Here is a 19,540-nt window from a genome sequence, read left to right on the forward strand (position 1 = left end):
TGAGTTTAAGATAATTCCTGTTCCGAAAGATAAAGCAACCTAATGTTGCCAACGTAATAGGTATTAACATGAAAAAATCAATTTTGGCGGTTTCACTGGTAGCGGTAGTAAGCGGTTCTGCATTAGCGCAAGAAAAGTTTGCCACACTTGGCGATCACCTTCCTAAGAAAGGTGAGCCAACTGAACTACAACTTCAAAATGCAGGCCCAATTGCGGTAACAGCAGACAACTTCATCATGGCTGAGTCAGACAAGTACTTCTTTGAACAGCAAGTTGAAAGCAAAATGAATACCTTCAATCATGCTGATACTCTTGTTACACCAGACAATCAAACGGTGGTTCGCCAGAACCGCGATACGCTTTATTCAAAAGGTATCTTCGATACGCAGGGTGGCCTAACGTTTGAACTGCCGGATCTGGATACTTACCAGAGCCTGCAAGTTATCGATGAACAGCATAGAACCATTGGTGTTATCTACGCTGAAGAAGGCAAAAACAAAATCACTGTAACTCCTGACATGCTGTCTTCGGGTGAGCACGTATGGGCAATCATCCGTACTCAAGTTGCTTCTATGGATGAGAAAGATCTGGAAGCAGGTCGCGGTAAGCAACGTTTAGTTAAAATGGATGCTAACTCTGCGAATCCTTACGTAGCAAAAGGCTTTGAGCAAGTATCTCGTGAGCAGACTCGCCTAGAGCAAGAGCGTAACATCCTTAAGATTGATCTAACTCGCTCTTTCGGCGCGCCTGGCTCTGAACAAGTGCGTGAGTTTGATGCGAAAGTAGCAACAGCAATGGGTTTTGGTGGACTGCCATCACAGCACGCATTCTACAAAGTTCTAATCGCTGAAGATCGTAGCGGTGCTTGTCAAACAATGACATTTGAAAAGCCACCACTTAAAGAGAAGGGCTTCTTCTCAGTAACGACCTACGGTTCAGACGGCTACATTCACGCCTACAACTACGCAACGTCTAGCCGTGAAATTACACCAAACAAAGACGGTTCAATCACAGTGAACTTCAACTGTGAAGGTGAAAAGAACAACCTAGACGTCCCAGCAAACTGGAGCGGTATCCTACGTATGTATATGCCACAAGATCTCAATGAAATCGTGGCTTACGGTAAGAAAGTAGAAATGCCACACAGCAAGTAATTTCCTTTCTCAGTTCACTGGTTTCTCCAGTGAACTGGTTTTCATTACCTTATTGTTTCTAAAGGGGGGAGCTATGAGTTCAGGTGATTGGATCAATGCGTTGCCTTCACAGTGGGGTAATGAAAGCTTAGAAGGCCTGGTGGAAGTTGCTTCCATACCAGAAGTGAGTTGGCTACCTAGCAGTATTGGTTGGCAAGTGCTGGTTACTCTGGGAGGGGCTTGGTTTCTGGTTCAAGTGCTAAATGCAGCGGCTGTTTACCACTCTAACCGTTACCGTCGCCAAGCTAGTAAGAAACTAGGGCTGCTACGCGATAATGGGCAGATCGCTGAGATGCCAGCTTTGCTTAGAGAAACGGCGTTACATGCGTTTCCTCGCACAGCTATTGCACCGCTGACAGGTCAACACTGGGAGCGGTGGTTAGACAACCATTGCCCAGACAGCGGATTTACCGCTCAATCGAAGTCGCTGCTTAGTCAAGCTGCGTACCACTCTAGCGTTATGGATGACGACAAGGTTAATACACTTTACGCGTCTATCCAGTTGTGGATAGCTCGCCACTAATTTCACTAAGGTCGACAATGTTAGAGCTACAAACCCCCTGGCTTCTTTCGCTGATTTTCTTACCTGTGTTGGTGTATGTCTTGGTGCCAGCAAAGAAAAAGCCTCAATCTGCTATCCAAGTTCCTCAGTTTGAGTTGTTGTCTCAAGTGTCTGGAATTACTCCTCAGCAAGGCGTAATCATGTTAAAGCGAACCAAGCGACAAAAGTTGATCGTCGTGTTCGGCTGGCTGTGTATCGTTGTTGCGTTGGCCAAGCCAGTATGGGTAGGTGAGCCAATTGCTCGCGAGAAATCAGCGCGCGATATTATGGTTGCACTCGACTTATCTGGGTCGATGATTAAAAAAGACTTTTACTCTCAAGACGATAAAAAAATCACCCGCCTACAAGCTGCGCAGCAAGTGCTTAAAACCTTTGCTGAAAGTCGTGATAAAGACCGACTTGGTCTAATCCTGTTTGGTGACGCGCCCTACCTGCAAGTGCCATTGACGGAAGAAACGCAAACTTGGACCGACTTACTTGAGCAAACCAGTTTAGGCATTGCTGGATGGCAAACCGCCATTGGCGACGCCATTGGTTTGTCTATCCAAGTCTTTAGCCAACAAAAAGCCAGCAACCCACTATTAGTCCTGTTAAGTGATGGTAACGACACGGTGTCGAAAATGCCGCTACTAAAGGCGGCTCAAATTGCCAAAAAACATGGAGTAAAGATCTATACCGTGGCGATGGGGAATCCGCAGGCGGAGGGGGAATATCGAGTTGACGTCGAGTCGCTGCAAAAAATCGCAGAGATCACTGGTGGCAAGAGCTATTTAGCCCAAGACAGAGTCGAACTTGAACGCGTGTATCAGGAAATCGACCAACTAGAACCACAGATCTTTGAAACTAAAACTTATCGGCCTCGAGTGAGCTTACATTTTGTTCCTGTAGCCTTATATGCCTTTGTAATGGTGTTGCTGTTACTGCCTTTGCTGTTACTGCCTTTGCTGTTAAAGAATAAGCGCTCACTCCCTCAACAGCAGGAGGCTCATCAATGATTGAACAGTTTCACTTTATTCGGCCGCTTGGGCTTCTACTGTTGCTTCCAACAGCGTATTTGTTTTGGCGATTGAAACAGCAACAACGGGCTAAAGATAGCTGGAAGAAAAGCATAGCGCCTCATTTGTACCAGCATTTACTGATTGAGAAAAACGGCGCTTCTGTGCTTTCGCCAGAAAAGATGTTGGTGCTGCTTTTCCTGATTGCCAGCGTTGTCGTTGCCGGTCCTACATGGCAAAGACAAGCGTCTCCATTTCTAAAAGATGATGCGATTGTTGTAGTGGCAGTGGATCTCTCACAGAGCATGAGCTTAGCAGATGTGAAGCCGTCTAGAGTCTATGCGGCCAAGAAAATGGCTGAGTCACTAATAAAAGGTCGCGGAGATAATAAAACCGCGTTGGTTGCCTTTTCCGGTACTGCTCACGTAGTGATGCCACCTTCCAGAGATCAGGCCATGACGTTGAAGTTCTTGCACGCTTTGGACAGCCAGTCTATTGCTAATCCGATTAAACAAACGGACTCGCTGATTGCAAAGGTCGAAGACATTCGTAGCAAGAGCCAAGCCCCGATAACGGTTGTCATGATTACTGATGGCGTCAGCGATGGCGCACAGCAAGAGTTCGAAAAGTATTTTGTAAAACACAACAACATAAAGCTGGTGACATGGTCAGTGGTTGGTCAGCAGTTGGCTGCACATAAGCAAGGGCTTAAGCAATTGGAAAAACTCGCAACGGTAACTTCTGGTGAGCTCGTCGTTCGTAGCGACGAAGAGTCGGGCGTTGGAAAGGTCACGCAGCTGACCGAAACCCAAATGGTGCTCAGCGATGATGATGCAATGCCATGGGAAGATGCCGGTTACTGGCTGATCTACTTGTTGGCTTTGGTTCAATTGATGTGGTTTAGAAAAGGGTGGGTGATTCGATGGCGTTAACTCTCAACCAAATATCCGAGTATGCCGTGCCATGGAAAGTGCCAACTTTGAAGCGTAAATGGAAGCGTCATGTCATCTGGCTAGTGATCATTGTAAACATACTTTCGGCTGGGTTATCGACCCGTTCGTATTTGCTGCTGTGGCTGTCCAATGATCAGCTTGGTCGAGTGTATTTTCAGCTCGGTGAATACACCCAGGCTTCTGAAGTCTTTGAGGATAATAAGTGGCGTGCCATGAGCCTGTATATGGCAGAAGATTTCAAAACTTCAGCTCAAACTTGGGCGCAAGTAACCGACTTGCCAGCCAATGTTGCCATGTTTAATCAAGCGAACGCTTATGCGCATCAGCAGAATTACTACCAAGCGTTTGTGCTTTACCAAAAGATTCTGGATACAACACCGAATCATCAAGGGGCGAAGAAGAATATTGAGATTGTTGAACCTTTGATTAAGACATCGGCAAGCCTTGGTGACTCAGGGGATAACGCCATCATCGACAAGGAAAGCCAACAAGAAAGTAGTGAAAACCTAGGTAACCAGTATCAAGCCGAAACTCTCTCTGACCAAGAATGGCTCGAGAGTATTGAATCGGATCCCAAGGTGTTCCTAAAGAAAAAGTTCTTCATCGAGCAGTATGAAGAAGCGAAACGCAAAGCGCAGCAAGCGCAAAACAAGTAACCGTATGAAATGAATTGGTGGAATTGATATGTCTATTAAACCGAATTTGAATAAAGTGTTGGAGTTAAAGCAGCGCGTTTTGCAATCTGTTATCGCGCAAGATGAAATGGTGGACGCGCTAATTATCTCATTGCTGGCTAATGGCAATGTGTTGCTCGAAGGGTTACCTGGCACAGCAAAAACGCGTTCGATTAAAACTCTGTCTAAGGCTTTAGCCGTCAACCTCGGGCGTGTGCAGTTTACCCCCGACTTATTGCCGTCAGACGTAACGGGCACTGAGGTATACCAAGAAGTTCAAGGTAAGCACCAGCTGAGCTTCCAGCAAGGCCCGATTTTTAATAACTTTCTACTGGCCGATGAAATTAACCGTGCTCCGGCCAAAGTTCAGGCAGCTCTATTAGAAGCAATGGAAGAGCGTCAAGTAACAGTGGCAGGGCAAACCTATCGGCTACCAGATCTGTTTATGGTGTTAGCGACACAAAACCCAATTGAGCAAGAGGGGACGTATCCGCTACCAGAGGCTCAAATGGACCGCTTCTTAATGAAAGTGAATATGGCGTACCCAAGTGGTGAAGCAGAAGCGCAGATCATTCGCCTTGTTCAAGCAGAAGATAACGCAAGTGAACCAGCAGGGAACCATAATGAAATTCAACCGATTGACCCTGCAGTGATTTTCTCGGCACGTGAAGAAGTGAAAGCGGTATTTAGTAGCGACAATGTGATTGATTACATTGTTAGCATCATTATGGCGACCAGAAAGCCAGAACGCTACACGGGGAGCTCGTTATCTCAGTGGATCGCTACTGGCGCAAGCCCAAGAGCGAGTTTGGCGATCGATAAATGTTCCAGAGCGTATGCGTGGATGCAAGGGAAAGACTTTGTCGAACCTGAAGATGTAAAAAGCATTGTGCACAACGTATTACGTCATCGTATTAGCCTTAGCTACGAAGCGCTTGCTGAAGGGGTAACAACCGATGACGTAATCGATGAGATCCTTAGGTACGTGTCGGCGGCGTGAGGTGAGTGATGAAAAAAACTCATGACTCTCGTGCTTATGTTGAGCTGGCTGAACTGTATAAATTGCAGTTCAAAGCGCAAAAGCTCAACCTTACCACCAATCAAACCATAAACAGCTTGCTGAACGGGGCGCATCCATCAAGGCTGCGCGGTCGAGGCTTGAATTTTGAAGAGCTGAAACAATATCAAGTTGGGGATGACATTCGAACCATGGATTGGAAAGTCACTATGCGAACCGGTAAACCCCATGTCAAAGTTTTCAGTGAAGAGAAAGACCGAGCGGTGTACGTATTGGTGGATCAAAGGCAATCGATGTTATTTGGCAGCCAATATAAAATGAAGTCAGTAATAGCGGCGGAGTTGAGTGCACTGCTAGGTTGGATTTCGCTAACGGCAGGCGACCGCTTAGGTGGGGTGTCGTTTACCGATAATCAGCAGATGTTGTTTAAACCAAGTCGATCTAAGAACGATTTCTCCAGATTCTTACGTAAGCTAGTCGAGCACAACCACATGCTCAAAGTGGGGAAAAGTGCGGTGAGTTTAAGTGACTCTCTTAATCAGCCATTAAAGACGATAGCGAACTTACAAACCAAAAACAGCCTAATTTTATTAATTAGTGACGGGCGTGGGTGGGATGATACGACCACCAAATACGTGAAAGCGTTGAGCCAGCAAAACGAATTGGTTGTGGCTCATGTCACCGATCCGTTGGAGTTGGAGCTGCCAACTCATACTTACAGTGTGGTCAGTGATGGACAATCTCAATTTGAAGTGGATTTGTCTGAACATAAACAGCAATTTGAACAAGCGATCAAACAGCAAATTGAGGCTGTTGATGCAATACGTTCGAAATATGAAGTGCCGTTGTTCCCGATCTCTACGCTGGTGGATGTGGATTATCAGCTGAGAAAAAGCCTAGCGAGAGGTTGAGGTTCAACCAACAAAAATACCAGTAGTTTATGTATCCACTGGTATTGCGTATCGGGTGGGGAGCTGGTGAGACTATCGGCTTTAGCCGTGGCGCACCGAGTAGCGCGTTGGTTTATGGTTCATCGCCAGGACCACGTTGAGCGCGACTGCGCCGAGCACCGACAGTAAAATTGTCATCGGTGGTACAAAGAAGAATGAAGTCATCAGAATTGCCATATCGATAGCGAGCTGACTTTTTCCTACCGATATACCGAACTTATCTTGAATAAACAGACACAGTACGTTGAAGCCCCCTAGGCTAGAGCGATGTCTAAATAGGATCAGCATACCTAGTCCCATCAGCAGTCCGCCAGCAATGGCACAATACACTTCATTGATCTTGTCGAGTGAAATAAATAAGTACAAGTGGTCGGCAAATACCGACACCATCGCACCTGAAATCGCACTGTTAATGGCAAATCGACGGCCAAATCGTTTCCATGCGAGTAAATAGAATGGACAGTTGGCTACAAAATACAGCGTACCAAAAGAAACTGAGACCAATTGGCTCAGCAACAGTGCTAATCCAGCCGTGCCACCAGTCAACAGACTCGCAGACTGCAAGAAGAATAAGCCTTGAGCGACAAGGAAAGTCCCTGTCAGGATTGCCATCCAGTCTTCTTTACGTGTGTGTTTTTCCATCAATTTTAAAATTAACTGCTCTATAATGGCGTGCATAGTAAGGAAAAGTTGATAATTTCGGTAGCTAGAGAGGCAAATTTAAGGTAAACCTATGTAATTATCGTTTTACAGGGTGTAAAGCGTAAATTTGACAGGGGTTTGCGAGTCAATTCAACTTTGTGACTCATCATGACAAACCTTCTATGTCATTATGAAAAAACTGCATGAGAAAAATTCAAATTTTCTCTTTATGACCTAGATCAAATTATGTAGAATGCGCACCATTAGCTTGATGCAAACGTTTGCGTGGCGACTTTTGCGTAGATTATAGCGGCATTAAGTGGTTTTTTTGAAACTTTCAGTACAATCTGAGTCAGGAGATACAGATGCTTAAGCGTGATATGAATATCGCTGATTACGATGCGGATCTATTCGCAGCAATCCAAGAAGAAACTCTTCGTCAGGAAGAACACATTGAACTTATCGCTTCGGAAAACTACACAAGCCCACGTGTAATGGAAGCTCAAGGTTCTCAGCTAACAAACAAATATGCTGAAGGTTACCCTGGCAAGCGTTACTACGGTGGCTGTGAGTACGTAGACAAAGTGGAAACACTGGCTATCGACCGTGCATGTGAATTGTTTGGTGCGGAATACGCGAACGTACAACCTCACTCAGGTTCTCAAGCAAACAACGCAGTATACATGGCGCTACTGAACGCAGGCGATACGGTACTTGGTATGAGCCTAGCACACGGTGGTCACCTGACTCACGGTTCTCCAGTAAACTTCTCAGGTAAGCTTTACAACATCATTCCTTACGGTATCGACGAAGCAGGCCAAATCGATTACGAAGAGATGGAAAAACTGGCTATCGAGAACAAGCCTAAGATGATCATCGGTGGCTTCTCTGCTTACTCTCAAATCTGTGATTGGAAACGCATGCGTGAAATCGCAGACAAAGTTGGTGCGTATCTATTCGTTGATATGGCACACGTTGCAGGCCTAATCGCGGCAGGTGTTTACCCTAACCCAGTACCACACGCGCACGTTGTTACAACAACAACACACAAAACGCTAGCAGGTCCACGTGGCGGTCTTATCCTTTCTAACGAAGGTGAAGAGCTGTACAAGAAGCTGAACTCAGCGGTATTCCCTGGTGGTCAAGGCGGTCCTCTAATGCACGTTATCGCAGGTAAAGCAGTAGCGTTCAAAGAAGCACTAGAGCCAGAATTCAAAGAATACCAAGCTCGCGTTGTTGCAAACGCAAAAGCAATGGTAGCGGAGTTCATCGCACGTGGTTACAACATCGTTTCAGGCTCAACAGAGAACCACCTGTTCCTAGTTGACCTAATCGACAAAGACATCACAGGTAAAGATGCAGACGCAGCACTAGGTGCAGCAAACATCACTGTAAACAAGAACTCAGTACCAAACGATCCTCGTAGCCCATTTGTTACATCAGGTATCCGTATCGGCTCTCCTTCAATCACTCGCCGTGGTTTCTCTGAAGAAGATGCGAAGAACCTAGCAGGTTGGATCTGTGACATCCTAGATAACATGGGTGATGAGTCTGTTATCGAAGCGACGAAAGCAAAAGTATTAGAGATCTGTAAGCGTCTACCAGTTTACGCATAATTTTTTCTGGCTCAAATAGCTTAATTTCTGTGTCAAAGGTGCTCATTTACATTCGTAAACTCCGCGCCTTTTCCTTGAACTAAAGCTATTTGATTGAAAAATAAGATTTGAAAGGCTCCTGTTGGGAGCCTTTTTTATTGGTCTGGTAGTGCCTAGATGGAGAGCGAATTTCTGTGTCGCACATACTCAGTTGCTAGCGCAAACGCCGTGTAAGCTCCTCGTGCTCTCCTAGAGCTTCAAACAACTACCTTAAAAAATGATTTAAAGCTCCTTCTTTGAGGCTTTTTTGTTAGAGCTTGAGAGGGGATAGGGCGATGATTGGGTTTTCTTTGAATACGAAAAAGGGCAGATGTTTATCACCTGCCCTTTGTAATGTGTGCGGTAACCGTTGTTTACTTAGCGATGCTCAGTAATGTGCCTGATTTACACTTAAACGAGTAGTATTTGCGGCTCTCGTTGAATTTACCCAATCCTTCACCATCACAGTAGTCGATATTGATGTCGCGCATCGTCTCGAGTGTTTTCTCGCTAGTTAGGGCGAACTTAGAACCATCGGAACATACGATGCGTACGCGGCCGTCGTCGCTTACTGAGTAAATGTCTACCTCGGTATTACACAGTTCAAAAGAAGCTTCGCGAAAATTGTCTTGCTGGGTGTTGGATGCACAGCCTGCAGCAAAGGTCGCTGCAACAAGTGCTATCAGTCCGAGTTTATTCATTGTTAATTCCTTAACTACCATTAACTAGATAGGTGAATTTGGCTTTATTTTAAGGTAAGCCTATAGAACAAAATGCATAGATTCAAGCGGATGGATAGCAAGATTCGCTTTCGTAGGAACAAAAAAGCCGATATCTCAGATATCGGCTTTTTAATTGGAATGGAAGTCTATTTAACTTCTTCGCCTTTCGCCTGTAAGTCGGCGTGGTAAGAAGAACGAACAAATGGACCACAAGCAGCGTGGGTAAAACCAAGCTCGAGTGCGATTTCTTTTAGTTCATCAAACTCTGCTGGTGGAACGTAGCGTTCAACTGGTAAATGGTGACGGCTAGGAGCTAGGTACTGACCCAGAGTTAGCATGCTGACACCGTGAGCACGAAGATCTTTTAGCACCTCGATGATTTCTTCTTTGGTCTCACCTAAGCCCATCATTAGGCCAGACTTAGTTGGGACATCAGGGTGCTGCTCTTTGAATTTTTGTAGCAACTGAAGTGACCACTTGTAGTTCGCACCAGGTCGAGCCTTACGGTACAAACGTGGCGCAGTTTCCAAGTTGTGGTTGAACACATCTGGCGGGTTGTCTTTTAGCAGATCAAGTGCCACGTCCATACGGCCACGGAAATCAGGAACCAATGTTTCGATACGAATTTCTGGGTTCAGAGCGCGGATCTCGCGGTTACAATCGGCAAAGTGCTGTGCACCGCCATCACGAAGATCGTCACGGTCTACTGAAGTGATTACAACGTACTTCAGCTTCATGTCTTTGATCGTTTGAGCCAGCTTCTGTGGTTCACCTTGCTCTGGTGCCATTGGACGGCCATGGGCAACATCACAGAATGGACAACGGCGAGTACAGATAGCGCCAAGAATCATAAAAGTAGCAGTGCCGTGGTTAAAACACTCTGCCAAGTTTGGACAAGAGGCTTCTTCACATACTGAGTGAAGATCGTTTTTGCGCATTGCAGACTTAATGTCTTGAATACGTTGGCTGTCTGATGGCAGCTTGATCTTCATCCATTCCGGTTTACGAAGAATTTCTTTTTGCTCCGCAGGCATGTTCTTGACTGGAATCAGTGCCATCTTGTCGGCGTCACGGTACTTAACGCCTTTTTCCATCTGGATTGGTTTACTCATGCTTCTACTACTTATTGTTAAGGGCTTCAGTGCTAAGCTCTGTTTGCTCGTAAGTAACGTCTTGATAATCAAGTAACGCCACGAGTTCTTTGATTAGTTGTTGCTCCACGGTTTCTACGTGATCTGGTCCACCAAGCTGGCTAACCTGAACCATTTCCATTCCTTGATAACCACACGGATTAATGCGTAGGAAAGGAGATAAGTCCATGTTGACGTTTAATGCCAACCCGTGAAACGAGCATCCTTTACGAATGCGGAGCCCCAACGAACAAATCTTTTTGTTATCGACATAAACGCCAGGAGCATCTGGTCGAGCAGCTGACTCGATATTGTATGTCTTTAGGGTGTTGATTACGAGGTTCTCAATATGCGTGACGAGATCTCGAACGCCTAATTTCTTGCGGCGCAGGTTAATCAAAAAATACACCACCAATTGGCCAGGGCCGTGGTAGGTGACTTGGCCACCTCTATCACTTTGTACAACAGGGATGTCACCTGTATTGAGTAAGTGTTCAGCTTTACCCGCTTGGCCTTGAGTGAAAACAGGATTATGCTCAACCAGCCATACTTCATCACGGCTGTCATCGGTACGGTTGTCAGTAAACTCATGCATCGCTTGCCAGACGGGTTGATAGTCTTGGCGCCCGAGTTGTTTTACAACCAGTTGATTTTGCATACCTGATTCCACTGTCGATAAATAAAGTTTTCGGATTATAAACTCTATTCATGATTTGAACTACACACTAGTAACAGGTTTTTAACTCTGAGTGTGGCTGGAGTTTATTATCTTATTGATATATAGAAAGAAAGCAGCTTTCGCTGCTTTCAAAAATATTTGATAGATTAAAAAACTAGTGAGAATACTCTAGTTTAGTTATCAGTTTGGGCTGGAAATTAAAGCACCATTCGTACGATATCAATCTCACCCAACTCTTTGTACAGAGTTTCAACCTGCTCAATCGAGGTGGCGGTAATGTTGATCGATACTGAGTGGTAGTTGCCTTTTGCACTCGGCTTAACGGTTGGGCTGTAATCGCCTGGAGCGTGGCGCTGAATCACTTCAAGAACTCGCTCTGGTAGTTCAGGTTTTGCGTAACCCATAACCTTGTAAGTAAAAGAACAAGGGAACTCAAGCAGATCTTTCAGCTTCGCGTCTGAATTGATGTTCAACATAATGGAGACTCCAGTTTGAATTTCGATTTAGCGGTGCGGAATAGTACTGCCAAATAAGGTTTATCTCAAGAGCAGGGATTACTGCTCGTTATAAATAGAAAAAGCCGCGCGAGGCGGCTTTATGTTCAGTAATCTGTGGGATTAGAATAAGCCTTTAAACAGCAATACAATGTAATCCCATAGACGGCTAAATAGACCACCTTGCTCGACATCTTCTAGAGCAAGTAGAGGGTATTCAGCAATATCTTCGCCATCTAGTTGATAGTATAGCTTACCAACTACGTCACCTTTCATGATTGGGGCTTCTAGCTCTTTTTCAAGTACAAAACTGGCTTTCAGGTTTTTCGCTTGGCCTCGTGGAAGCGTGACATAGGTGCTCTTGTCTACGCCAAGTGCAACGGTATCTTTGTTACCCATCCAGATTTTCTCTTCTACGAAGGTTTCGCCAGCTTCGTGTGGCGCCACTGTTTCGAAGAAGCGGAAGCCGTAGCTCAGTAGCTTTTTGCTTTCTGATTTGCGAGCGTTAGCATTCTTAGTTCCCATGACTACAGCGACTAAACGCATTTTGCCTTCAGTCGCTGAGCTTACTAGGCTGTAGCCTGCATTACTTGTATGGCCAGTTTTAATGCCATCAACGTTCATGCTCTTGTCCCAAAGTAGACCGTTGCGGTTGTACTGGGTAATGCCGTTGTAAGTGAATTTTTTCTCTGCGTAGATACGGTACTCTTCTGGAACATCGCGAATTAACGCAGTACCAAGCAGTGCCATGTCGTAAGGGGTAGAGTATAGCTCTGGGTTGTCTAGGCCGTGAACATTAGCAAAGTGCGTGTTTGTCATGCCAATAGAGTCAGCCCAAGCGTTCATTAGATCAACGAAAGCATCTTCTGAACCGGCAATATGTTCAGCCATTGCAACACATGCGTCGTTACCTGATTGGATGATGATACCGCGGTTTAGGTCTTCAACTTTTACAGTTGTGCCCACTTCGATGAACATTTTCGAAGAATCTGGGAAGTTTTTTGCCCATGCGTTTTTGCTGATGGTGACTTCGTCTTCTGGAGAAATGTTACCACTCGCCAGCTCTTGGCCGATGACGTAGCTCGTCATCATTTTGGTTAAACTTGCTGGAGATAGTTTAGTGTTCATCTCTTTTTCAGCTAGAACCTTACCTGAATGGTAATCGAGTAGAACGTAACCTTTTGCTGCAATTTGGGGTGCGTCAGGGACGACAATAGGTGAAGCGATAGCTGATGTTGCTAGTGTTGCAGAGAGAGCAACGGTAGTAGCAAAAATAGATTTGATTGATGTTATTTTTTTCATGATGAATGCAAGTTTATAGTTAACTGTCCATATCTTAACAGAAACAATCGCTCAAACCAGTGCAGGTTCAGACCCACATTGGGTTGAGGACTATTTAGTCGCTGTGTGTTTTCTGATGAATGCAGAATCAAAGCCGAGCAGCTTAACTTGCTCCAAGGCCTCCTGCGTCAGCTTATAGTCATTAAATGGCCCCAAAAAGACTCGATGAGTTTTATTGTTGCTATCAATAAAGCTGTCTACAGATAATTTCTGACTCAATTCTTCGGCTAAAGTTCGCGAGCGATCTTCATATTTTGAGGTTGCCACTTGAATGCGGTAGCTAGGTAGCTTTTGTACTTTGTGCTCTGCGCTAGGTCTTTCGACGGTGATGACTTCAATCTCAACGTTAGCGGTGCCCGTTTTGATTACGTCGAGCTTGTAAGCAGCGGCGTAGCTGAGGTCGATGATGCGCCCTTCGTGGAATGGACCACGGTCGTTGACTCGGACGATGGTCGATTTACCATTATCAGTATTAGTGACTTTTACGTAACTCGGGATAGGCAGCGTTTTGTGCGCAGCTGTCATGGAGTACATATCATACACTTCACCATTGGAGGTCAGGTGGCCATGGAATTTTTTTCCGTACCAGGATGCTTGGCCTTTTTCGGTGAAACCTTTCGGATCTTTGATAATTTCGTAGTCGTTGCCACGCAGCGTGTAATTGCTATTACCACCTAAGCTGTACGGTTCGTATTGTGGGATGGCATCTTCAATATGTTCTACGGAGATTGGCGCTTTAGGCGCAGTATCATCGTCTAAGTCGTATCTAGAAGATGAAGAAGAACAGCCTGCAAGAATAGAGGCTGCTACCACCGAGAGAAAAAGGTGCTTTTGATTCATGTATTACGTTGCCTTTGAAAATGCTTTTCTGTGTGTATGGATGGACATCAAAATGCCAAATCCAGCCATTAGTGTGACCATAGAGGTACCACCGTAGCTGATTAAAGGCAGAGGTACGCCAACAACAGGTAAAATTCCACTTACCATACCAATATTTACAAATACGTAGACAAAGAAGCTTAGTACGATACTGCCGGCGATCATACGACCAAATGCGGTTTGAGCATTACTGGCTAAATACAGCCCGCGACCGATGATAAATAGATAAATCGAAAGCAGTGCTAAAATTCCGATCAGCCCCCATTCTTCAGCGATAACCGCAAAAATGAAGTCGGTGTGCCGTTCTGGTAGAAACTCCAATTGTGACTGGGTGCCTTGTAGCCAGCCTTTGCCTGAAATTCCCCCTGAGCCGATCGCAATTTTACTTTGAATAATGTGATAACCAGCGCCGAGCGGATCGGACTCTGGGTTAAACAAGGTTCTCACACGAACTTTTTGATACTCGCGCATCAAAAAGAACCACAGTACAGGCACAAATGCTCCGACAGCCGCCGCAGCTGCAAAGATAATTTTCCAACTAATGCCCGCTAAGAAAATAACGAAAATGCCGGATGCGGCAATCAAAATCGATGTACCTAAATCAGGCTGCTTCGCGATTAAAATAGTAGGAACAAATACCATCACCAGTGAGATAACTAAAGTTTGGAAAGTTGGTGGCAGTGAGCGTTTACCAATGTAACGTGCCACCATCAGTGGTACAGCAAGTTTGAGTAACTCTGACGGCTGAAATCGCACAAAACCCAAGTTCAGCCAACGCTGTGCACCTTTGGAGGCTTCACCAAAAAACAACACCCCAAACAGCAAGGCGACGCCACAGAAAAACATCAGTGGCGCTAGCGTTTCATAGGTTCTTGGTGGTATCTGAGCCAAGAAGAACATCACGCCCAGTGCTAGTGCCATTCGCATTGCTTGGCGATCCATCATCTCTAAGCTCTGGCCGCTCGCGCTGTACATTACGATCAAGCCGAACCCCATGAGCACTAAGATCCCTAGAAGTAGCGGAAGATCGATGTGTAGGCGTTGGAAAAACGCTCGGTTTTGTCCAGTAGAAGGATCCAGTTCCATTATTTCTCTGCCTTTTCTTCACCGAGTATTGCGCGATCGAATACTTTTCTCACAAATGGTCCACCATTGCTGGAACCCCCGCCGGCATTCTCAAGTACTACAGTGACAACATATTGAGGGTCGTCAAACGGGGCAAAACCAGTGAACAGAGCGTGATCTCGTAGGTGTTCTGCAAGTTCGTCTGCGTTGTATTCTTGGTCTTCAGCTAGACCAAATACCTGCGCTGTTCCTGATTTTCCGCCTGTGCTGTATTCCATGTTTCTAAATGCTCGGCGTGCTGTTCCTTTTTTACCGTGGTTTACCAAACGCATTCCTTCGGTAGCGATGTCCCAGTATTTTTCTGACACATTGGTAATCGGTGGGTAAGTTTCAATCTCAGACATTTGCATTGAGTCAAAATCGTCACCATTGTTGATGGTGCCTCTGAGAAGGTGAGGCGCAACCACTTGACCGTGGTTGACCAACACTGAAGTTGCTTTTGCTATCTGCATTGGTGTTGCGGTCCAGTAGCCTTGTCCAATGCCCACTGGAATGGTGTCACCTTGATACCAAGGGGTACGATGGCGCGCCATCTTCCACTCGCGAGTTGGCATATTGGCTTTACTTTCTTCGTAAATATCAATGCCGGTGTATTCACCAAAGCCAAACTTCATCATCCAAGTAGAGATACGGTCGATGCCCATATCGTAGGCTATTTGATAGAAGAAGGTATCGACTGACTCTTCAATCGACTTAACAATATCGACTTTCCCGTGTCCCCATGCCAACCAATCGCGGAATGGACGGGTTTTAGAGTTCGGAATGCGCCAGTAACCTGGGTCATTTCGCGTTGTTCTTGGCGTTATTACGCCTTCTTCCAATGCCGCCACGGCCATGAATGGTTTAATAGTTGACGCCGGAGGGTAAATACCCAATGTGGTTCGGTTTACTAGCGGGCGGTTATTGTCATTCAGAAGTTTGCTATAAGCTTTGCCTGAAATACCATGTACAAACGCATTTGGATCGTAGCTTGGACTTGAAGCCATAGCGAGTACGCCGTTATCTTTCGGATCTAGAACGATGGCAGAACCACGACGACCGTCCAGTAGTTTATGAACATAGAGCTGAAGGTTGATATCGAGGTTGAGAACAATGTCTTTGCCCGGTACCGGTGGTACGTACTTCAAAGTACGGATAATACGGCCTCGGCTATTGACTTCGACCTCTTGATACCCAGCTGTACCGTGAAGCACATCTTCGTAGTAGCGTTCGATACCGAGTTTGCCAATGTCACGTGTAGCCTGGTAGTTTGCGGCTTTTTCTTCCCTGACTAAGCGCTGCATATCGCGGTCATTGATACGTGAAACATATCCGATCACGTGAGTGAGGACTTCACCATATGGATAGTAGCGTTTTAGCGCAGCATTGACGGAAACACCGGGAAACTTATGTTGATTTACCGAAAAAATGGCGACTTGTTCTTGAGTAAGTTGAGTCAGCAAAGGGACGGATTTAAAACGGCGAGTTTGGCGACGCTCTTTCTTGAAAGACTCAACTCGTTCTGGGGTGATTTCTGGCATCAGAGCTTGCAATTGAGCAATGGTTTTATCCATATCCTCAACTTTCTCTGGTGTTACTTCTAAGCTAAATACAGGTCGGTTTTCCGCCAGAAGTTTACCATTACGGTCGTATATCAATCCTCGGTTTGGAGCGATAGGGACGATTTTGATGCGGTTGTCATTCGAGCGGGTTTTGTAATCTTGGTACTGGTTGATCTGAATATTGTAGAGGTTAGTAACCAGCAGCCCAATCAGGACAACAATTCCAATAAAAGCAACCAAGGCCCGACTTTTAAATAGTCGAGCCTCTTCTTGGTAGTCACGAATTTGGCTACGCTTACGCAACATTCAATCTATTCTCGATGGTAAGGGTGGTTAGCGGTAATGCTCCACGCTCGGTATAAACTCTCAGCCATAACGATACGAACGAGCGGGTGGGGCAAGGTTAACGCGGATAAAGACCAGCTTTGATCTGCGGCCGCTTTACATGCTGGCGCTAAACCTTCCGGGCCACCGATAAGAATCGAAACGTCGCGCCCATCTAGTTTCCAACTTTCAAGCTGTTGTGCGAGTTGTGGTGTATCCCACTTCTTGCCCGGGATATCGAGAGTAACAATTCGGTTGCCTTTTGGCACGGCTGCCAACATGGCTTCGCCTTCTTTTTGCAAAATTCTTGCAATATCGGCATTTTTGCCGCGCTTACCTGCTGAAATTTCAATCAATTCAAGTGGCATATCATGAGGGAAGCGGCGACGATACTCTTGGAACCCTTCTTCAACCCACTTAGGCATCTTAGTCCCGACGGCAATCAGTTGGATTTTCAAAAGGTTAGCTCCACAGCTTTTCTAGTTGGTAGAGTTCACGATGCTCTTCTTGCATGACGTGTAACATAGTACTGCCCATGTCTAGAACGACCCATTCACCTTCTTTTTCACCGTCCATTCCCAGAGGAATAAGGCCGATCTTTTTGATTTCATTCGCGACATGATCCGCGATTGATGCAACGTGTCTTTTCGACGTTCCAGTACAAATGATCATGAAGTCAGTGACGCTGGATTTGCCTTGGACATCGATAGTTTTAATGTCTAGGGCTTTCATGTCATCAGCTTTGTCTGCTAGAAAATCGTTTAACGCTTCGTGTTGCAAGGGAAAATTCCTCTAGAGTGGTAATAAAAATAGGCTTTTGGCGCAGTATAGCACGCATTTAATTCAGGGCAGCGATGTTAACGTTAGGCACAGTAAGTTGAACGCTCAGTTGCTGCAAAATTGGCCATGATGAGGTGTCGTATTGGGTTTTTGTCAGCACTTCACACTGGGTAAGTAATTGGAGCAAGTTGGAAATTGACTCAATAGTGAGTCGTGATAACGCGCTCGAGTAGAGTGGGCGTTTAGATTGCCATACTCGGTGCTTGTCGAAAACCTGCCCAATAGCCGAAACGTTAAGCTCCTGCTTCATTTTTAGCAAAGTGAGTAACTCTTTCTGAATCGTGCGTATCAGTATCGTTGCCTCAACTCCCTCAGCTTCTAGTTGGCGCAAGATACGTTGCGAGCGGTTGGATTTTCCAGCTAACAGCGCATCGACCCAGTGGAAAGCGGTAAAGTGATTATGTCGACTGAGTGATTCTTCTATGCGAACCAGATTTAGCACGCCATCTGGGTAAAGTAAGGCTAGTTTCTCGAGGCTTTGTGAAAGTGCCATGAGGTTGCCTTCATGCCACTGAGCTAATATTTGGAACGTTTCACGATCGCCGGTCAAGCCAAGAGTGCGGCAGCGAGCTTGTACGAACTGTGGCAGCCTTTGAAGATCGGGTGTAAGGCAATTCACCCAACAACCATTTGAGCTTAACGATTTAAACCATTTGGTGTTTTCTTGTGCTTTAGTCAGTTTACCACCGACTAAGACCAACATTACATCAGTATGCAAAGAATCGGCTAAAGCTGTTAGCTCTTTGCCAATAGCAGCATTCACTCCCGTTTCAGGTAGTTCAAGTTCTATCAGTTGGCGTGACGAAAAAAGGCTCAGCGATTGTGTGCAGTCATGGACTTCATTCCAATCCAGACTGCTATCAACGCTAAATCGGTGGCGTTCGTCGAACCCGTGTTGGCTTGCTGATTGTTGAATCGCATGGCGGGATTCTTGGAGAAGCAGTGGCTCATTACCGAACAAAAGATAGAGTGGATGTAGCCCTTTCTTCAATTGTTCGGGTAGGCGATCCGAATAGATGCGCATGGGCTCTACTGTTCTTTGCTGTCAGTTGAAGTTGCCGGTGCTGAAGCTTCTTGTTCTGCTTGAGTTTGCTCTGCTATTCTTTGGGCTTCGACCTGAGGGCTAGCAATATCACCGATTTCGCCTTCAATAGTCTTTATGTCATATTGTTCTTCTGACATTTCAGAAGTAATAGTTTCTTGCTCTTCTAGCATCATTTCATTGGATTCGATGTCGGCTTTCAGGCGAGCCATCTGACGTAAGATCTGTGTTGCTGCCAGTTTGCGCATTTCGTCTTCAATCATGTCGCGCTCGACCGATTTTGCTAATGCAGTCAGCGGGTTATCTAAGTAGCTTCGGGTTACACTGGTTCTGAATACTTTCGAACCCAGTTCCGGGATTGTGACTCTGTATGACGCGCGGAATGTCAGTTCTTTTTCTGCCGCTCGAGTATTTTGGTACAGAGAGAGCGTTCTTTCACCAACGCCTTCCCCCATCAAGTGTAAGTTAGGAACATCCGCCGCCGGAGAAACAATCTCAATCTCACTCATACGTAGCTGACCTTTCACGGCTCGTGTAAACGTACTGTATTGGTCATAACTGGTCACAGACATAGTATTGAGTTCTTCCGGAACCGAGTAATCACCGCGCAGATGAAAACCACAAGCGGATAAAAGGCTTGCTAAGAATACAACACTAGTAACCTTAATTGATGACTTTGAAATCAGACGTGATGCGCTACGAAACATGGGTATAGGGCTCTCGATTATTGGAATACTTATCTTACGGTTCTATACCTCGATTCGAGGCTAAAACATTAAGATAAATAAAGCAGGGTAAGGCT

21 protein-coding genes are annotated in these 19,540 nt (G+C 45.6%); 8 read left to right on the top strand and 13 right to left on the bottom strand.

Translation table 11 applies throughout. The annotated features are described in order from the left end of the window. Positions 1-68 precede the first annotated feature (68 nt). The 7 genes from J4N42_RS03645 to J4N42_RS03675 all read left to right on the top strand — a co-directional run bounded on the left by J4N42_RS03645 (position 69) and on the right by J4N42_RS03675 (position 6,306). The gene (locus tag J4N42_RS03645) at positions 69-1,154 is read left to right on the top strand and encodes a DUF1254 domain-containing protein (RefSeq protein ID WP_252029762.1); all 1,086 of its coding nucleotides are present in this window, start codon (positions 69-71) and stop codon (positions 1,152-1,154) included. Between the two features lie 73 nt (positions 1,155-1,227). Further along, positions 1,228-1,716, top strand: a complete 489-nt coding sequence (locus J4N42_RS03650) for a DUF4381 domain-containing protein (RefSeq protein WP_252029763.1) — start codon at positions 1,228-1,230, stop codon at positions 1,714-1,716. 17 nt (positions 1,717-1,733) lie between these two features. After that, positions 1,734-2,750 (top strand): VWA domain-containing protein, encoded by a 1,017-nt coding sequence (locus J4N42_RS03655; protein WP_252029764.1) that lies wholly within the window; start codon positions 1,734-1,736, stop codon positions 2,748-2,750. Then, positions 2,747-3,682, top strand: a complete 936-nt coding sequence (locus J4N42_RS03660) for a vWA domain-containing protein (RefSeq protein WP_252029765.1) — start codon at positions 2,747-2,749, stop codon at positions 3,680-3,682. The genes J4N42_RS03655 and J4N42_RS03660 overlap by 4 nt, the downstream gene beginning before the upstream one ends. Then, a complete protein-coding gene (locus tag J4N42_RS03665) occupies positions 3,673-4,359 on the top strand; it encodes a tetratricopeptide repeat protein (RefSeq protein WP_252029766.1) in 687 nt (228 codons plus the stop codon). Before J4N42_RS03660 ends, J4N42_RS03665 begins: the two co-directional genes overlap by 10 nt. Positions 4,360-4,387: 28 nt before the next feature. Next, the gene (locus J4N42_RS03670; protein ID WP_252029767.1) at positions 4,388-5,377 is read left to right on the top strand and encodes an AAA family ATPase; all 990 of its coding nucleotides are present in this window, start codon (positions 4,388-4,390) and stop codon (positions 5,375-5,377) included. A gap of 8 nt (positions 5,378-5,385) precedes the next feature. Then, on the top strand, positions 5,386-6,306 hold the full coding sequence (locus J4N42_RS03675) for a DUF58 domain-containing protein (RefSeq protein WP_252029768.1): 921 nt from the start codon (positions 5,386-5,388) through the stop codon (positions 6,304-6,306). An 81-nt stretch (positions 6,307-6,387) separates the two neighbouring features. Here J4N42_RS03675 and J4N42_RS03680 read toward each other — a convergent pair whose 3' ends face one another. Further along, a complete protein-coding gene (locus tag J4N42_RS03680) occupies positions 6,388-6,987 on the bottom strand; it encodes a YitT family protein (protein WP_252029769.1) in 600 nt (199 codons plus the stop codon). A gap of 365 nt (positions 6,988-7,352) precedes the next feature. On the opposite strand from J4N42_RS03680, the gene glyA reads away from it, so the two are divergent. Further along, positions 7,353-8,603, top strand: a complete 1,251-nt coding sequence (gene glyA, locus J4N42_RS03685; protein ID WP_252029770.1) for a serine hydroxymethyltransferase — start codon at positions 7,353-7,355, stop codon at positions 8,601-8,603. A gap of 392 nt (positions 8,604-8,995) precedes the next feature. Here the strand turns inward: glyA and J4N42_RS03690 are convergent, their stop codons facing one another. The 12 genes from J4N42_RS03690 to J4N42_RS03745 all read right to left on the bottom strand — a co-directional run bounded on the left by J4N42_RS03690 (position 8,996) and on the right by J4N42_RS03745 (position 19,445). After that, complete coding sequence (locus J4N42_RS03690) at positions 8,996-9,322, bottom strand: hypothetical protein (protein ID WP_252029771.1); 327 nt, start codon at positions 9,320-9,322, stop codon at positions 8,996-8,998. Positions 9,323-9,489: 167 nt separating this feature from the next. Continuing rightward, complete coding sequence (gene lipA, locus J4N42_RS03695) at positions 9,490-10,455, bottom strand: lipoyl synthase (protein ID WP_252029772.1); 966 nt, start codon at positions 10,453-10,455, stop codon at positions 9,490-9,492. 7 nt (positions 10,456-10,462) lie between these two features. Next, on the bottom strand, positions 10,463-11,131 hold the full coding sequence (gene lipB / locus J4N42_RS03700) for a lipoyl(octanoyl) transferase LipB (protein ID WP_252029773.1): 669 nt from the start codon (positions 11,129-11,131) through the stop codon (positions 10,463-10,465). A gap of 218 nt (positions 11,132-11,349) precedes the next feature. Next, positions 11,350-11,628, bottom strand: coding sequence for a DUF493 family protein YbeD (ybeD, locus tag J4N42_RS03705; RefSeq protein ID WP_176288439.1), 279 nt, complete (start codon positions 11,626-11,628; stop codon positions 11,350-11,352). A 141-nt stretch (positions 11,629-11,769) separates the two neighbouring features. Beyond that, positions 11,770-12,948: a serine hydrolase gene (locus J4N42_RS03710; protein WP_252029774.1), complete on the bottom strand. Its 1,179-nt coding sequence runs from the start codon at positions 12,946-12,948 to the stop codon at positions 11,770-11,772. Between the two features lie 90 nt (positions 12,949-13,038). After that, positions 13,039-13,827, bottom strand: coding sequence for a septal ring lytic transglycosylase RlpA family protein (locus J4N42_RS03715; RefSeq protein WP_252029775.1), 789 nt, complete (start codon positions 13,825-13,827; stop codon positions 13,039-13,041). A gap of 3 nt (positions 13,828-13,830) precedes the next feature. After that, positions 13,831-14,952 (bottom strand): rod shape-determining protein RodA, encoded by a 1,122-nt coding sequence (gene rodA / locus J4N42_RS03720; RefSeq protein ID WP_252029776.1) that lies wholly within the window; start codon positions 14,950-14,952, stop codon positions 13,831-13,833. Further along, complete coding sequence (gene mrdA, locus J4N42_RS03725) at positions 14,952-16,838, bottom strand: penicillin-binding protein 2 (protein WP_252029777.1); 1,887 nt, start codon at positions 16,836-16,838, stop codon at positions 14,952-14,954. Before mrdA ends, rodA begins: the two co-directional genes overlap by 1 nt. A 5-nt stretch (positions 16,839-16,843) precedes the next feature. Then, entirely contained in the window at positions 16,844-17,314 is a 471-nt protein-coding gene (gene rlmH, locus J4N42_RS03730) for a 23S rRNA (pseudouridine(1915)-N(3))-methyltransferase RlmH (RefSeq protein WP_252029778.1), read from the bottom strand. Between the two features lie 4 nt (positions 17,315-17,318). Further along, positions 17,319-17,636, bottom strand: a complete 318-nt coding sequence (rsfS, locus tag J4N42_RS03735; protein ID WP_252029779.1) for a ribosome silencing factor — start codon at positions 17,634-17,636, stop codon at positions 17,319-17,321. A 58-nt stretch (positions 17,637-17,694) separates the two neighbouring features. Next, the gene (holA, locus tag J4N42_RS03740; protein ID WP_252029780.1) at positions 17,695-18,720 is read right to left on the bottom strand and encodes a DNA polymerase III subunit delta; all 1,026 of its coding nucleotides are present in this window, start codon (positions 18,718-18,720) and stop codon (positions 17,695-17,697) included. 5 nt (positions 18,721-18,725) lie between these two features. After that, positions 18,726-19,445, bottom strand: coding sequence for an LPS-assembly lipoprotein LptE (locus tag J4N42_RS03745; protein WP_252029781.1), 720 nt, complete (start codon positions 19,443-19,445; stop codon positions 18,726-18,728). Positions 19,446-19,540 lie beyond the last annotated feature (95 nt).

It is taken from the genome of Vibrio sp. SCSIO 43135, from assembly GCF_023716665.1.
Classification (GTDB): domain Bacteria; phylum Pseudomonadota; class Gammaproteobacteria; order Enterobacterales; family Vibrionaceae; genus Vibrio; species Vibrio paucivorans.